This window comes from Arthrobacter sp. EM1 (genome assembly GCF_029964055.1).
Taxonomy (GTDB): domain Bacteria; phylum Actinomycetota; class Actinomycetes; order Actinomycetales; family Micrococcaceae; genus Arthrobacter.
Window position 1 is genome coordinate 2,959,881 of the sequence record NZ_CP124836.1, and the last position, 13,077, is coordinate 2,972,957.

A 13,077-nucleotide genomic window follows, 5' to 3' on the forward strand; every position below is an offset into this window, starting at 1 on the left:
TCAGGCCGTTTCCGTGTGTCCGTCGACGACAGCGCCCTTGAGGTACTGCTCCACGGCGGTTTCCGGCACCCGGTAGGAGCGCCCGAACCGGACTGCCGGCATCTCGCCGGAATGAACAAGCCGGTACACGGTCATTTTGGACACCCGCATCACGTCCGCGACTTCAGCCACGGTCAAGAAGCGGGCGTTGGAGAAGTTAGCCTCCGAAGACATTTCCCTGTTTCCTTTACTCAAGCGAACGGCAGCCGCATCTGAACGACATGGCGGTGTGCCGATGCTGAGCCATCAAACAACCATGTGTTAGATACTCTAGGGGCTGATGGTGCCAATGTGAAAGAGTTACCGCTAAGCTGCCGGCGCTCGGACTGATTTCCCCTGGCTGTCCGGGCGCGCCAATGTTTAGGCGCGGGTCCGGCGCACACGAGCGGAATCCGCCAGCGACGCCAACACCGATTCCGTAACATCCCAGTCCATGCAGGCGTCCGTCACGCTCTGGCCGTAGACCAACTTGTCCGTTCCGGCGGCATGCTCGGCAACGTCAAGGCTTTGCGCCCCGCCGACCAGGAAGCTCTCCAGCATCACGCCGGCAATGGCTCCCCCCATGCTGCCGCCGCCCGCCAGCCGGGCGCCGATTTCCAGGGCAACTTCAGCCTGCCGGCGGTGATCCTTGCCGCTGTTGGCATGGCTCGCATCAACGATCAGCCGGGGGTTCAGCCGCGTGGCGGCCAATTTGGCGGTGGCGACCTCGATGTCCACGACGGAGTAGTTCGGTCCTCCGCGTCCGCCGCGGAGGATGATGTGGGTGTCCGGGTTGCCGGCGGTGGCGACCAGTGCGGCCCGGCCTGCACCGTCGATCCCGAGGAACGCCTGGGCGGCTGCCGCGGCACTGCACGCGTCGAGCGCCACCTGCAGGTCGCCGTCGGTCCCGTTCTTGAAGCCGATCGGCATCGACAGCCCGGACGCCAGCTGGCGGTGGATCTGGCTCTCCGTGGTGCGGGCACCGATCGCGCCCCAGGCGACGAGGTCCGCCATGTACTGCGGGCTGATGGGTTCCAGGAACTCCGTGGCGGCGGGGAGACCGAGCCCGGTGACCTGGCGCAGGAAAGACCGGGCCGCTCGCAGGCCTGCGGCGATGTCGTGGCTGCCGTCCAGCCGGGGGTCATTGATTAGGCCCTTCCACCCCACAGTGGTGCGGGGCTTCTCGAAGTAGGTGCGCATTACGATCAGCAGGTCTTCGCGGTGCCTCTCGGCCTGGCTGACCAGCCGGCGGGCGTATTCCAGGCCAGCCTCGGGGTCGTGGATGGAGCAGGGGCCAACAATAACCAGCAGGCGGTCGTCGACGCCGTCCATCACGGCGCGGACCTCGTCCCGGCCGCGGGCCACGACGTCGGCCAGTCGGGCATCCAGCGGCAAATCAGCAGCGATCTCCTGCGGGGTGGGGAGCGGGGTGAACTCGCTCACGCGCAGGTTCGAGGTGGATTGGTGGGACTCTGGGGCTGCTTCGATACTCATGGGGCGGGTCCTGTTCCGAGGTGCGGAGCGGGCCCTGATCAGAACCCGCCGGGAAATGGCGAAGGGCAGAGAATAATCTCTGCCCTGTTGGCTCTGAAGGAAGGTTGCTTGCGTGTTAGCTAGACGCGGGCCCCTCCAGAGCCAACGAAAAATACGCATACCAACGATTAGTCATGGCCCGACAATAGCCCGGCGCTTGCCGTGACGGAAAAACGGGCGCGTAACATTGCCGCCTTCGCAGCAGACCACACGCCGGATCACACGCCGAATCACACCCCGGATCCCACACTGGGTCCCACACTGGGTCGCACCCCGGGCCGCACCCCGGCTTCCGCGTAGTAACCCTCGATATGGTCCGCCACCAGCCGGGCCGCCCGGCCGCCGTCGCGGCCGGTGATGGCGGAAAGTATGCTTCGGTGTTCCACGCGAAGCCGTGCAGCCGTGGCGTTCCAGTCCGGAAGGTTGCCGGTTAACCCGCCGGCGTAGTCCTGGATGGCTTCGCGGAGGGAGCCCATCATCGCGCTGACCACGGCGTTGCCCGCGGCATCCGCCAGCGCCAGGTGGAATTGCACATCCAGCGCCAGGAACGTCTCTGTCCCGGCACAGTCCTCCATTTTTTCCAGCAGGCTTGCCGCCTCCGCGAGTGCCGGCGAATCCGGACGGGCGCGGGCTGCGGCCCAGGACTCCAGCAGCACACGCGTCTCCACGATGTCCTTAACCGGCAGGTGGGAGGTGGCCACGTGCAGCCGGAGGGCGGCGCCCAGGGCTGCTGTGGGGTCTGCGATGACAATAGTGCCCGCCTCCGGGCCCGACCCGACCCCGGCCCTGAGCACTCCCATGGCTTCCAGAACCCGGATGGCCTCACGGACGGAGGTACGGGAGACCTTGAGTTGCTCGGCCAGGGCGCGTTCGGGCGGCAGGCGTCCGCCCAGGGCGAGCCGACCGCTGGAGAGCTGGCCCTCAATCCAGGTCAGGACAAGCTGGTGGGTGCGCATATCACCAGCCTACTTGATGTGGTTGGACCATAGACTTAGAATGTGGTCGGACCACATTCCCCGCCGGCATATTCTTTGTGTGGACCCGACACCCAGGACGACGAGACCTGCCCGGAGGCAGCAATGACGCAGACCATCGAGCCCGGCAACCCCGAGGCTCCCACCCAGCCAACAGACACCGGCGCTGACCGCCGTCCCGCCGTGGCCACCCCGGGCAGCGTTCCCGCGGCCCTCAAGCGCCGCGTCCCGAAGTACTCGGACCTCGCCCCGCTGATGCAGTTCAAGAAGCCCGGGTTCGGCCGTGCCGCCAGGCTGGGCCGGGCCAGCACCATCTGGGATCTCCGGGACATGGCCAAGCGCCGCACCCCGCAGGCCCCGTTCGACTACACGGACGGCGCGGCCGAAGCCGAGATCACCCTGCGCCGTGCCCGCCAGGCGTTCCTGGATATTGAGTTCAGGCCAGGCATCCTGCGCGACGTCTCCCAGGTGGACCTTGGCACGCAGATCCTCGGTAAGCCATCCCGACTGCCGGTGGGTATCGCGCCAACTGGCTTCACCCGGATGATGCAGTCCGAGGGCGAGTACGCCGGCTCCCAGGCCGCCGCTGCGGCCGGAATCCCCTACACACTCTCCACTATGGGCACTGCCTCGATCGAGGACGTGGCCGCTGCCGCACCGGGAGGCCGGAACTGGTTCCAGCTCTACCTGTGGACGGACCGGGACCGCTCGCTGGAGCTGATCGAACGCGCGGCCAGGGCCGGAAACGACACCCTGATGGTTACCGTGGACACCGCCGTCGCGGGCGCCCGCCTCCGGGACGTCCGCAACGGCATGACGATCCCGCCGGCCCTGACGCTGAAGACGGTTGCAGATGCCTCCTACCGGCCGGCGTGGTGGTTCAATTTCCTGACCCATGAGCCGCTGACATTTGCCTCGCTCTCGCGCTATACCGGCACCGTCGCGGACCTGATCAATTCGATGTTTGATCCCACACTGACGTTCGAGGACCTGGACTGGCTGCGCGCAACCTGGAAGGGCAAGCTTGTGGTCAAGGGCATCCAAACGGTCGAGGATGCCCGCAAGGTGGTTGACCACGGCGCCGACGGCGTCGTGATCTCCAACCACGGCGGCCGGCAGCTGGACCGGGCTCCGGTCCCGTTCCATCTTCTTCCGGAGGTCGCAACTGCCTTCCAGGCGGACCACAGCGACGCAGCGATCATTCTGGATACCGGCATCATGAGCGGGGCGGACATCATCGCTGCCCTGGCCCTGGGCGCCGATTTCACCCTGATCGGCCGCGCCTACCTCTACGGACTGATGGCGGGCGGCCGGGCCGGTGTGGACCGGGCCATCGCGATCCTGGAGACGGATATGCTCCGGACCATGGCCTTGCTGGGCGTCAGCCGGATCTCGGAGCTGACCCCGGACCACGTGCGGCTGCTCGCCAAGTAGCCCGCCCGCCCAGCTATTTCCTGCGGCCGAACTTCGGCAGGTTCGCCAGCAGGTCAGCGGCTCGGGTGGCGGCGCGGCCAACAGAGCGGCCGATCTGCTGCGGCCGCTTGTCGTCCCCGGCGGTGCCGACGGGGAGGACGACGGCGGGGCTCAGTGCGCTGCCAGCCGGGAGTTCCGACAGCGCAGGGGCAGCCGGCACCGAGGCAGGCACTGCAGCGGCAAGGGCGGACGTTTCAGCGTCGGCGGGACGGCCGACGTCGAACGTCTCCAGCCAGCTGGCGACACCGGCCAGCGGTTTGGGGTTCAACGCGTAGTAACGCTTCTGGCCCTGGGCACGCATGCTCACCAGGTCCGCCTCGCGGAGCACTTTCAGATGTTTGGAAATGGTGGGCTGGCTGGCCTCGAGTTCCTGGACCAGTTCCCCCACTGCCTTGTCCCCCTCGCGGAGGGAAACCAGAATGTCACGCCGGGTTGCCTCAGCAATGACGGCAAATACGTCGTCTGTCACCATTCCTCCACACTAGCGACATATACGCCGGATGGCATCCACTAAATCGCGGGCCCGGTGGCGCCGGCAGGCCGCGCACCGGTCCCGCTTCGGGAACTGCCCTAGTCGAACCAGGGATCCAGGCCATAGAGCGGGAAGACTTCCTTGCGGGTGGCCATCACGGTCCGGTCCACGTCGTCGTTCGGGTCGAAGCCGACTTCCCAGGAGCGCCACCAGAGGTCGACGCCGTCGCCCATGATTTCCGGTGCGGCGACACCATATTTGGCGCCGTACTTGTCCAAGACGTAGCGGCGCCAGTCCTCCGGTACCGGGGTATGTAGCGAGACAGGCCGCCCGGCCGCGATGGCGATCAGGTGGCTCCAGGACCGAGGCACCACAGTAATAACGTTGTAGCCGCCTCCGCCGGTGGAAATCCAGCGGTTCTCGCAATAGCGGGCCGCGAGATTGCCGATCGCGGTGGCGGCCTCCCGCTGGCCGTCGACGCTGATGTTGAGATGCGTCAGCGGGTCCAACCGGTGCGAGTCGCAGCCGTGCTGGCTGACGATGGCCTCCGGTTGGAAGGCGCCCACCAGCTGCGGCACAACGGCGTGGAAGGCCCGCAGCCAGCCGCCGTCACCTGTTCCGGCCGGCAGGGCGACGTTCACGGCGCTGCCCTGCGCGTTGGGTCCGCCGATTTCATTGGCGAAACCCGTGCCCGGGAACAGGGTCAGCCCGGTCTCGTGCAGGGAAATAGTCAGGACACGCGGATCGTTCCAGAAAATGCTCTGCGTACCGTCGCCGTGGTGGGCGTCGATGTCGATGTACACCACACGCTGCATCCCGCCGTCGAGCAGCCGCTGGATGGCGAGGGCCGCATCGTTGTAGATGCAGAAACCGCTCGCACGGTTGCGGGCAGCATGGTGCATGCCCCCGCCGAAGTTCACCGCCCGCACGGCGCTGCCGTCGAGGATCGCGGCGGCGGCCAGGAGTGAGGCGCCGGCCAGCCGGGCGCTGGCCTCGTGCATGCCGGCAAAGGCCGGGTCATCCTCGGTCCCGAGCCCGCGTTCGATGTCCGGGGTCCCGGGATCCGCACTTACGCGCCGCACGGCGGCGACGAATTCCGGGCTGTGGACGGTGCACAGTTCGGCATCGCTTGCGACTTCCGGAGCCGCTACGGTGACGTGGTCCAAGTCCAAAAGTCCGAGGCTTTGGGCGAGCCTGGCGGTAAGTTCCATCCGCTCCGGGGCCATCGGGTGGCTGTGGCCGAAGTTGTAGGCGGTCATGGCAGGATCCCACACCACCGTCGTCGGCAGTGCGGACTGCGCGAGCCCCGGCAGATATGTCATCAGTCACAGGCTACCCGAGCGTGGAGGCCTGCCCACCGTCATTGCGCGGGGTTTAGTGGTTTACTACTCAAGGAAGCAGTTTCAAGCGAGGATAAGCCACCCATGACGCAAAGCCAGTCGAGGTCCACGAGCCCGGCCAACTGGCACCCCGGCACTCCGGAGCGGGAAGGCCTGTGGATCTTCACCCGCGTTCGCGACTTCATCGACAACATCGCCAACACCTCCCCGGCACGGCTGGCCCTGTCGGCGTTCGGCATGGTCATACTGGTATTTACTACGCTGCTCTCCCTCCCGGTGTCCTCAGCGACCGGGGACCCCACCGCCCTGCACCAGGCGATGTTCACCGCCGTGTCGGCCGTCTGCGTCACCGGCCTGACAGTGGTGTCCACCGCCGTGCACTGGTCCTTCTTCGGCCAGCTTGTGATCCTGGTCGGTATTTTCGTCGGCGGCCTCGGCACCCTGACGCTCGCCTCGCTCTTGGCCCTGATGGTCAGCAAGAAACTCGGCGTCCGCGGCAAGCTCATCGCTCAGGAGGCCATGAACAACGCCGGCCGGCTCGGGGAGGTCGGCACCCTGCTACGGATCGTCATTGTCACTTCAGTGTCCATCGAAGGCGTCCTGGCGCTGGCTCTCATCCCCCGATTCCTGGCCCTCGGCGAAAGCTTCGGCCAGTCTGTCTGGCACGGTGTGTTCTACGCTATTTCCTCGTTCAACAACGCCGGGTTTACGCCCCATTCGGACGGCATCGTGCCGTACGAAACGGATTTGTGGATCCTCGTTCCGTTGATGATTGGTGTCTTCCTCGGCAGCCTGGGCTTCCCTGTGGTGATGGTGCTCCAGCAGAACGGCCTGAACTGGAAGAAATGGAACCTGCACACCAAACTAACCATCCAGGTATCCGTGATCCTGCTGGTCGGCGGCACCCTCCTGTGGGGCCTGATGGAATGGCAGAACCTGAGGACCATCGGAGGAATGAACGTCGGGGACAAGGTCATTCATTCGCTGTTCGCATCCGTGATGACCCGTTCCGGTGGCTTCAACCTGGTGGACCAGAACCAGATGGATTCCACCACCATGCTGCTGACCGATGCGCTGATGTTCGCCGGCGGCGGCTCGGCATCCACGGCCGGCGGCATCAAGGTGACCACCATCGCCGTAATGTTCCTGGCAATCGTCGCCGAGGCCCGCGGCGATTCGGATGTGAAGGTGTACGGCCGCACCATCCCGCAGGGAACCATGCGCGTGGCCATCTCGGTCATCGTCGCGGGGGCCACACTCGTTGCGGTGTCCGCCATGCTGCTGCTTCAGATCAGCGGCGCGTCCCTGGACCGGGTGCTTTTTGAGACGATTTCCGCTTTCGCCACGGTGGGCCTCAGCACGAATCTCAGTGCCGAACTTCCCCCGTCCGGCGTCTACGTCCTCACCGTCCTGATGTTTGCGGGTCGCGTCGGGACGGTTACCCTTGCGGCTGCACTGGCGCTGCGCCAGCGCAGCCAGCTGTTCCACTACCCGGAAGAGAGACCGATCATTGGCTAGTTCCTCAAGCGCCGCCAACCGTCCCGCCCACAATGCACCCGTGCTGGTGATCGGGCTGGGCCGTTTCGGCGCCTCCACCGCAGAACAACTGGTCAAGCAGGGCCGTGAGGTGCTGGCGATCGAACGCGACCGGAACCTCGTACAGAAATGGTCCGGCGTCCTGACCCACGTCGTCGAAGCCGACGCCACCAACATTGACGCCCTCCGCCAGCTTGGCGCGCAGGAATTCAGCTCCGCCGTGGTGGGAGTGGGCACCTCGATCGAATCGTCGGTGCTGATCACGGTGAACCTGGTGGACCTGGGCATCGAGCACCTGTGGGTCAAGGCCATCACGCCCTCGCACGGCAAGATCCTGACCCGGATCGGCGCCAACCACGTGATCTACCCGGAGGCCGATGCGGGTGTCCGGGCGGCGCACCTGGTCTCCGGGCGGATGCTGGACTTCATCGAGTTCGACGACGACTTCGCGATCGTGAAGATGTACCCGCCGCGTGAGACCGTGGGCTTTACCCTGGACGAATCGAAGGTTCGGTCAAAGTACGGGGTCACGATTGTAGGGGTGAAGTCCCCGGGCGAGGACTTCACCTACGCCCGTCCGGAGACGAAGGTTTCTTCACGGGACATGCTCATCGTTTCCGGCCACGTGGACCTGCTGGAGCGGTTCGCGGCCCGGCCGTAGGGCAGCTCAAGCCGCGTCCGGCGCCGGGCCCACCTCAGCCACGGATTACGGATGCCACGCAAGGTATCGCGAAGGATCAGTTCCCGCCGGTCTTCGCAGCCTTGGCGGCGGCTTTGGCGGCCTGTTTGCTGGAGCGCACCTTGCTCAGCGACTCCGGATCAACAATGTCGGCGACGGACAGGAAGGCGTCTTTTTGGCCGTAATGGCCGGCGGCCTCGCGCCAGCCCTTGGCCTGGAGGCCGCACTGCTTTCCCAGCAGCGCCAGGAAGATCTTGGCTTTTTGCTCGCCGAACCCTGGCAATGCCCTGAGCCGGCGCAGCACTTCCGGCCCGTCGGGGTCCCCCTTGGTCCAGATGGCGGTGGCGTCCCCGTTCCAGTCACTGTGCACCGTTTCGGCCAGGGCCTGGACGCGGCCGGCCATTGATCCGGGAAAACGGTGGACGGCCGGGCGCTCCTTGAACACCTCAACGAACTCCTGCGGAGCGTACCGGGCGATCGCCGCGGGGTCCATCGACCCGATGCGCGTCCGGATCTTTTCGGGACCGGCAAAGGCCGACTCCATTGTCACCTGTTGGTCCAGCAGCATGCCGGTGAGCAGCGCGAACGCGTCGTCGCTGAGGAGTTTGTCCGCTGCGGGATCCCCTGTGATGTGCAGTTCCATGGGTCCTATCCTGCCATCAGGTCCGGTTTCCGTCATTGGCTTGCGCCGGCGTCGCAGCTAGGCCAGCTGTTTGGTGATTTCCCCGGCCCGTTCGGCGGCTGCCCGCGCGCCGTCGGCAATGATCCCGGGCAGGCCGCGCGCGTCAAAAGTGGCGATGGCCCGCTCGGTAGTGCCGTTGGGGCTGGTGACGGCCTTGCGCAGCGCCGACGGATCTGCGTCCGGCTCGGCCAGCATAAAGCCTGCCCCGGCGACGGTTTCCCGGGCAATGAGCAGCGAGAGCTCACGGTCAAGTCCCAGTTCGACGCCGGCGTCGGCCATGGCTTCGGCCAGATAGAACGCGTACGCCGGGCCGGAGCCGCTGATCGCGGACAGCGCGTCCACCTGGTGTTCGGGGATCTCGACGACGGTGCCGGCGGCGGCCAGGACGTCCTTGGCCAGTTGCAGCTGGGCCGGGGAGCAGTGGGTGCCCGGCGACACGGACACCACCCCGCGGCCCAGCTTCGCAGGGGTGTTGGGCATGGTCCGGATCACTGGTTGGCCAGCCGGCAGCGCGGCTTCCAGCTGCTCCAGTGACACGGCCGCCGCGACGCTGATGACAACCGTGTCCGGTGCCAGCGCCTCGCCGATCTCGCGGGCAAGGTCCGCGATCCCCACCGGCTTGACGCCCAGGATCACGACGTCGGCCCCGGTGGCAGCCTGTTTGTTGTTGTCCGGCTCTTCCGCCCCGGCGATGGCTGTAATGCCGTGATGCCGTTCCGCGAGTTCGGCGGCGCGGTCAGCGCGGCGGACGGTGGCGACGATGTCCGCCGGGTCAGCACCGCCCGCGATCAGTCCGCCAAGGATGGCCTCGTTCATTGATCCACAGCCCAGGAATGCGATTCGGTTACTCATGCACCCATCATGGCAGTCGGGCCCGATTCACAGCCAGTTCTCACCCTTGCGCCAGCGTCTTCACAACATCCGTGACTAACGTCGTAGTTACCTCATTGAGGGTGCGAGTGATGCAGCAGGCATGCGGATGCCTGCCGGGCACCGGTCGTCTGCAGCGGGTTTCCCCCCATTTTCCCGCAGCGGACGGCCGGTGCCTTCGTTCGTTAAACGACGTCGTCATTCACCGCGGGGGATACCCCCTCCCCCGGTACCGCGGCCCGGACGCGGCAGCCGCAATTACCCGGGCAATATCCGCCTCCGCCGCCGGCGTCCCAGCGGACTCAGGAGGTGGTTCGGGCTCGGGGTCGCAGGCCATTGCCGGTGGTGCCTAGTGCTGGATCGGTCGTACTTCGATGGGGAGGGTCGTGGCGCGGGCCAGTTTGCCTGCCCAAACCAGCGCGGCGTCGAGATCCTCTGCGTCGATGACGGTGAACCCACCGAGATGTTCCTTGGCTTCGGCGAAGGGACCGTGCGTGATGAGCACCTCGGTGCCCTGCTGCCGCACGACCGTGGCGGTATCGGTGGGATGAAGGCCAGCGGCGAACAACCAGACTCCGGCCGCCCTCATTTCGCGGTTCAGGGCCGCAAGGTCAGCCATGATGGGCCCAAGGACTTCCGGGGCCGGGGCCGGGCTTACGGGCTGGTAGAGGCTGAGCAGGTACTGCGCCATGGTGCTGTCCTCCCTGGCGAATCGGCCGGCTCCCTGCCGGCCTCTCAACTACTAGACGAACGGCCGGCGGCCGGATCGACAACCCGCGGCCAGGAAATCGTTCACCGGACGACCGCGGGCCGGGACTTGTTTACCTCCGCCGGCTCCGGCTCGGGCAACTGCGGCTCAGCAGGGTGGCCGGACTGGGTCACATGGGGCGCCGGCTGCAGCGGACCTTCGAAGACCAGCTGATCCAACCGGCGGAGGATGAGGCCTTCGCGAAGAGCCCACGGGCAGATCTCCAGGCTGCGAAACTCAAACATTTCGAGGGCGGCCTCCGCCACCAGGGCCCCAGCCAGCAGCTGGGGAGCGCGCGCTTCGGAAACACCCGGAAGGTTTAGCCGGTCCTCAACCTCCATGGCCGAGATACGCTGCGCCCACAAGCCCAGATCCGTCGCGAAGAGCTCACGCTTAACGTATGGCCCGGCGCCACTGGGCGCCGCCCCGGCGATCCGGGCCAGCGAGCGGAACGTCTTGGACGTGCCAGCGACATGGTTGGCCTTGCCCAGCTTCGCGAAGTCGCGCACCACCGGCTTGAGTGTGGCCCGGATGTAGCGGCGAAGCTCCTTCACGCTCTTGGCCGAGGGCGGGTCCTGTTCCAGCCAGTCCCGGGTCAGTCGGCTCGCACCAAGCGGGACCGACGTCGCATATTCTGGGAGCTCGTCCTCGCCGTACGCCATCTCGAAAGAACCGCCGCCGATGTCCAGGTTCAGCACGGGTCCGGCGCCCCAGCCGTACCAGCGGCGCACGGCGAAGAAAGTCATGGAGGCCTCTTCGCTGCCGGTCAGTTCCCGCAGCGTCACGGTGGTCTCATGCTTGACCCGGGCCAGCACTGCGGACCCGTTGGCAGCCTCGCGGATGGCGGAGGTACAGAACGCCAGCAAGTCTTCGGCCTTGTGCTTGGCCGCGAATTCCCACGCCTCGAGGACGAACTCGATCAGCTCACGCTGGCCGGCGTCGTTGATACTGCCGTCGGGCTCGAGAAACTGCACGAGGGACAGGGGGCGCTTATGCGAGGCGAACGGCACCGGACGCGCCCCCGGGTGGGCATCCACAAGCAGGAGGTGGACAGTGTTTGAGCCAATATCGAGGACGCCTAGACGCATAGGGCCATTATTCCCCGGGGAGCGCCGCCCGCCTAACGGGCCGGCAGCGGCCGGGCCCTGGTTACGGCTGGTGGTCCCGGCCGGAGGCCTCGTCCGGCTCGTCGGCGGGCTTGAAGTCGCGTCGGATGTTGGCTACGCCTTCCGGGTCGATCTCAAAGCCGAAGGCAGCACCGGGGTTTATGACCATCCCAAGATCCTCGCCAAGGTTTCCGAGGATCGCGGCGCCTTGGGTGCCAAGGACGTTGGGTGCGGCCGTCAGGTACTGCTCGGAGACGCGGCTGGGGTGCGAGAACACCGCCAGGACGGGGCTTCCAGCGGAGTTGGCAAGCACCAGCGGCTCAACCTTGGCGTCGGCCCCTTCGAGCGCCTCGGAGCTGACGATGTAGACCTCGTTGTTGAGGAAAGCCAGAATGACGTCAACGGGGTTGGCGTCCGGCTGTTCGCCCCGGGCAAGCTTCTCTTCGAGGTCGTTGAGCGGCTGGAGGTCCAAGTGATCGGGCTGTTCAGTCATACTCCTACTCGATCACGTTGCGCCCCGGTCCGCAAACGAGAGTGTGACTCGCGGGTTCCGTCCGCCGTCGACGTTTTGACACCGCGAGCACGGACTGAACCCGCGAGCACTTCACGAGTCCAGGGCCCGGAGCAGCCTGGTTTTGAACTCGCTTTCGCGGAACAGGTCCCGCCACTCGACCCGGACCACCTTCCACCCGAGTTCCATCAAGGCCTTTTCTCGGCGCCGCTCCTGGAAGACTGCCTCCGCCGTGGGCGCGTAATCAAAGTATTTCCGCCGGCCATCAAATTCCAGTGCCACCCGCCGGTCCGGCCATGCACAATCCGTCCGGAACAGCCCCAACCTGGTCCGGACTTCGAACTGCAGCACGGGTGCGGGCAACCGCAGCCGTCGAATCAGGTCCCGGGCGAGGGTCTCACCGGGCGACTCGGACCGGGCGTCCGCACAAGCGAGCACCTTCCGAAGCGAACCGATGCCGGGGACCCGGCGGAGCTGGCCCGCCTGGCGCTCCAGCTCCCCGGGGTCGAGACCAAGCCGAAGGGCATGATCCATAAGAATCAGGCCCTGGCGGAAGTTGAGGATCAGGCAGCACTCGAGTGCGGTGCGCGCGAGGGATGTCACCCGGTAGCCTTGGATTTCCGTGACATCTTCTGCCGGCACCGGACGAGTGTGCGCAATGACGTCGCCCGCGTGGCCACCGGACGAAGGCAGGAACGGCACCGTGAGGTGGATCGTATCGTCCACCTGCCAGAGAAACAGGCAGTGGAGCCTGGCTGCCGTCGTATGGCTGAAAACAAAGCTGCCGGTGGAGGTTGTCAGCGTCCTGTGTGCGTAGGCGTCGATCCTGGTCCGGGAAATCCCGTCCCGGTCCAGGGAGGACCAGAAGCTGCCCAGGACATAGCACCCCCGACGGACCCGGAGAATGGCACCCTGCTCCAATAACTGCCGCACCCGGCTGGCAGAAATTCCATGGTCCCGCAGTTCCTCGGTGCGCCACAGCCTGCCCACCGGCAGTACCCCGGCCCGCAGGGCGGGCGCGCCCGCCGGTGCTGGTGGTCCGGTGGGCGCTGGCCGGCCTGGGCCTGCGTTAGGTGCCCGCTGGCCCATAGCCACGGCAAGCTGGTCGGTCGGGTATGGCTCGGAGGGTCCCATG

General features: G+C 66.4%; 14 protein-coding genes. 3 read left to right on the forward strand and 11 right to left on the reverse strand.

The annotated features are described in order from the left end of the window. The 3 genes from QI450_RS13680 to QI450_RS13690 all read right to left on the reverse strand — a co-directional run bounded on the left by QI450_RS13680 (window position 1) and on the right by QI450_RS13690 (window position 2,507). Window positions 1–213, reverse strand: coding sequence for a helix-turn-helix domain-containing protein (locus tag QI450_RS13680; RefSeq protein ID WP_024365616.1), 213 nt, complete (start codon window positions 211–213; stop codon window positions 1–3). A 186-nt stretch (window positions 214–399) separates the two neighbouring features. Further along, window positions 400–1,512 carry a 3-deoxy-7-phosphoheptulonate synthase gene (locus QI450_RS13685; RefSeq protein WP_226774183.1) on the reverse strand — a complete coding sequence of 371 codons (1,113 nt, stop codon included), beginning with the start codon at window positions 1,510–1,512 and terminating at the stop codon, window positions 400–402. 269 nt (window positions 1,513–1,781) lie between these two features. Beyond that, window positions 1,782–2,507, reverse strand: coding sequence for an FCD domain-containing protein (locus tag QI450_RS13690; protein WP_226775493.1), 726 nt, complete (start codon window positions 2,505–2,507; stop codon window positions 1,782–1,784). A gap of 123 nt (window positions 2,508–2,630) precedes the next feature. Here QI450_RS13690 and QI450_RS13695 point away from each other — a divergent pair, with 123 nt between their 5' ends. After that, a complete protein-coding gene (locus tag QI450_RS13695) occupies window positions 2,631–3,959 on the forward strand; it encodes an alpha-hydroxy acid oxidase (protein WP_282468031.1) in 1,329 nt (442 codons plus the stop codon). Window positions 3,960–3,972: 13 nt separating this feature from the next. Here the strand turns inward: QI450_RS13695 and QI450_RS13700 are convergent, their stop codons facing one another. Together QI450_RS13700 and QI450_RS13705 are read right to left on the reverse strand one after the other, a co-directional pair. Continuing rightward, the gene (locus QI450_RS13700) at window positions 3,973–4,470 is read right to left on the reverse strand and encodes a metalloregulator ArsR/SmtB family transcription factor (protein ID WP_226775492.1); all 498 of its coding nucleotides are present in this window, start codon (window positions 4,468–4,470) and stop codon (window positions 3,973–3,975) included. A 98-nt stretch (window positions 4,471–4,568) separates the two neighbouring features. Next, complete coding sequence (locus tag QI450_RS13705) at window positions 4,569–5,792, reverse strand: acetoin utilization protein AcuC (RefSeq protein WP_226775491.1); 1,224 nt, start codon at window positions 5,790–5,792, stop codon at window positions 4,569–4,571. Window positions 5,793–5,894: 102 nt separating this feature from the next. Between QI450_RS13705 and QI450_RS13710 the strand changes: the two genes are divergently transcribed. Further along, a complete protein-coding gene (locus QI450_RS13710) occupies window positions 5,895–7,328 on the forward strand; it encodes a potassium transporter TrkG (protein ID WP_226775490.1) in 1,434 nt (477 codons plus the stop codon). Window positions 7,329–7,368: 40 nt separating this feature from the next. Continuing rightward, a complete protein-coding gene (locus QI450_RS13715) occupies window positions 7,369–8,007 on the forward strand; it encodes a TrkA family potassium uptake protein (RefSeq protein ID WP_024365693.1) in 639 nt (212 codons plus the stop codon). Window positions 8,008–8,083: 76 nt separating this feature from the next. On the opposite strand, the gene QI450_RS13720 is transcribed toward QI450_RS13715, so the two are convergent. From QI450_RS13720 to QI450_RS13745, 6 genes are all read right to left on the reverse strand, one after another. Beyond that, window positions 8,084–8,668, reverse strand: a complete 585-nt coding sequence (locus QI450_RS13720; protein ID WP_226775489.1) for an HhH-GPD-type base excision DNA repair protein — start codon at window positions 8,666–8,668, stop codon at window positions 8,084–8,086. Between the two features lie 57 nt (window positions 8,669–8,725). Further along, on the reverse strand, window positions 8,726–9,559 hold the full coding sequence (gene proC, locus QI450_RS13725) for a pyrroline-5-carboxylate reductase (RefSeq protein ID WP_226775488.1): 834 nt from the start codon (window positions 9,557–9,559) through the stop codon (window positions 8,726–8,728). Between the two features lie 367 nt (window positions 9,560–9,926). Next, window positions 9,927–10,268: a YciI family protein gene (locus QI450_RS13730; protein ID WP_226775487.1), complete on the reverse strand. Its 342-nt coding sequence runs from the start codon at window positions 10,266–10,268 to the stop codon at window positions 9,927–9,929. A 101-nt stretch (window positions 10,269–10,369) separates the two neighbouring features. Further along, window positions 10,370–11,413, reverse strand: coding sequence for a Ppx/GppA family phosphatase (locus QI450_RS13735; protein WP_226775486.1), 1,044 nt, complete (start codon window positions 11,411–11,413; stop codon window positions 10,370–10,372). Between the two features lie 61 nt (window positions 11,414–11,474). Then, window positions 11,475–11,924 (reverse strand): SseB family protein, encoded by a 450-nt coding sequence (locus QI450_RS13740; RefSeq protein ID WP_226775485.1) that lies wholly within the window; start codon window positions 11,922–11,924, stop codon window positions 11,475–11,477. Window positions 11,925–12,035: 111 nt separating this feature from the next. Beyond that, window positions 12,036–13,076: a type IV toxin-antitoxin system AbiEi family antitoxin domain-containing protein gene (locus QI450_RS13745; protein WP_226775484.1), complete on the reverse strand. Its 1,041-nt coding sequence runs from the start codon at window positions 13,074–13,076 to the stop codon at window positions 12,036–12,038. Between the last annotated feature and the right edge of the window lies 1 nt (window position 13,077).

Coding starts and splice junctions, on each gene's coding strand:
- QI450_RS13745 (WP_226775484.1), bottom strand. CDS start 13,076: ATGGGACCCTCCGAGCCATACCCGACCGACCAGCTTGCCGTGGCTATG.
- QI450_RS13680 (WP_024365616.1), bottom strand. CDS start 213: ATGTCTTCGGAGGCTAACTTCTCCAACGCCCGCTTCTTGACCGTGGCT.
- QI450_RS13690 (WP_226775493.1), bottom strand. CDS start 2,507: ATGCGCACCCACCAGCTTGTCCTGACCTGGATTGAGGGCCAGCTCTCC.
- QI450_RS13705 (WP_226775491.1), bottom strand. CDS start 5,792: ATGACATATCTGCCGGGGCTCGCGCAGTCCGCACTGCCGACGACGGTG.
- QI450_RS13720 (WP_226775489.1), bottom strand. CDS start 8,668: ATGGAACTGCACATCACAGGGGATCCCGCAGCGGACAAACTCCTCAGC.
- QI450_RS13685 (WP_226774183.1), bottom strand. CDS start 1,512: ATGAGTATCGAAGCAGCCCCAGAGTCCCACCAATCCACCTCGAACCTG.
- QI450_RS13740 (WP_226775485.1), bottom strand. CDS start 11,924: ATGACTGAACAGCCCGATCACTTGGACCTCCAGCCGCTCAACGACCTC.
- QI450_RS13735 (WP_226775486.1), bottom strand. CDS start 11,413: ATGCGTCTAGGCGTCCTCGATATTGGCTCAAACACTGTCCACCTCCTG.
- QI450_RS13700 (WP_226775492.1), bottom strand. CDS start 4,470: ATGGTGACAGACGACGTATTTGCCGTCATTGCTGAGGCAACCCGGCGT.
- QI450_RS13695 (WP_282468031.1), top strand. CDS start 2,631: ATGACGCAGACCATCGAGCCCGGCAACCCCGAGGCTCCCACCCAGCCA.
- QI450_RS13730 (WP_226775487.1), bottom strand. CDS start 10,268: ATGGCGCAGTACCTGCTCAGCCTCTACCAGCCCGTAAGCCCGGCCCCG.
- QI450_RS13710 (WP_226775490.1), top strand. CDS start 5,895: ATGACGCAAAGCCAGTCGAGGTCCACGAGCCCGGCCAACTGGCACCCC.
- proC (WP_226775488.1), bottom strand. CDS start 9,559: ATGAGTAACCGAATCGCATTCCTGGGCTGTGGATCAATGAACGAGGCC.